Here is a 983-nt window from a genome sequence, read left to right as displayed (position 1 = left end):
TAGCACCTACGGAATGACGGAGCGGCGGCGACCGGGAGAGCGGTGCGCGCAGCTTTTCGCTGCAGGCGCGCACCGCTGTCGAGGCGGCCATGGCCAGTCAAAGTTTCTCTAGAATGTGAATGTTCACAACCCATTCCGGAGAGACCGACCATGACCACTTTAGATTCTACACCCGCCGCCGCGGTGCTGGTAGCGATCGACATTGCCAAGGTGCGCAATGAAGTTCTGATCGAAACACCAGGCCACAAGCGCCGGCGTCGCCTTTTGGTCCTCAACACCCGTGCTGAGCACGACCATCTGATAGAGGTGCTGCAGGCGTATGGCCGCCCTGTGGTCTGCGCCTTTGAGGCGACCGGGAACTATCACCGGCCGATAGCATGGCGCCTGGCTGAAGCGGGTTTTGAGGTGCGGCTGGTGTCGTCGCTGGCACTGGCCCGAACACGAGAAGCGTTGCACAATAGCTGGGACAAGAACGATCCAAAGGATGCACAGGTGATCCTGCACATGCTCAGGATCCAGGCGACGCAGGTCTACCATGATCCGCTGCGGGCCGGCATCAACGACGTGCAGGAACTGTCGAAGACACATGAAGCGATCGCCAGGGCCAAGACCGAGATCCAGCACCGTATCCTGACGCACTACCTGCCGCTGTATTTTCCCGAGATCGATCGCTTCCGGGGAAACAGCCGCAGCGATTGGTTCTTCGCCTTCCTCCATGCCTTTCCGACCCCAGCAAGCATCACGGTGCTGACGAAGGAGGAGTTTGTGACGGCAGCTTGGGATGTCGTCGGCCGCAAAGTCAGCAAGACACAGATTCTGATGGATATTTACGAGACGGCGCGCTCATCGATCGGACTGCCGCTGCCGCTTGATGCGCCTGCCATTCGCATGTTCCGGATGGTCATTGACGAAGCACGCAGCCTGATCCGGCAGCGCAATGAGATCGAAGCGCAGGCCGACGAGCTGTTGCGGCACAGCCAGGA

1 protein-coding gene is annotated in these 983 nt (G+C 59.9%); it reads left to right on the top strand.

The annotated features are described in order from the left end of the window. Positions 1-150 precede the first annotated feature (150 nt). A partial coding sequence (locus DH08_RS30185) for an IS110 family transposase (RefSeq protein ID WP_192182905.1) occupies positions 151-983 on the top strand: 833 nt, incomplete at its 3' end.

Origin of the sequence: Mesorhizobium amorphae (assembly GCF_014843845.1) — a bacterium.
GTDB lineage: Bacteria > Pseudomonadota > Alphaproteobacteria > Rhizobiales > Rhizobiaceae > Mesorhizobium > Mesorhizobium amorphae_A.
This window is presented reverse-complemented; position numbering and strand designations above follow the sequence as displayed.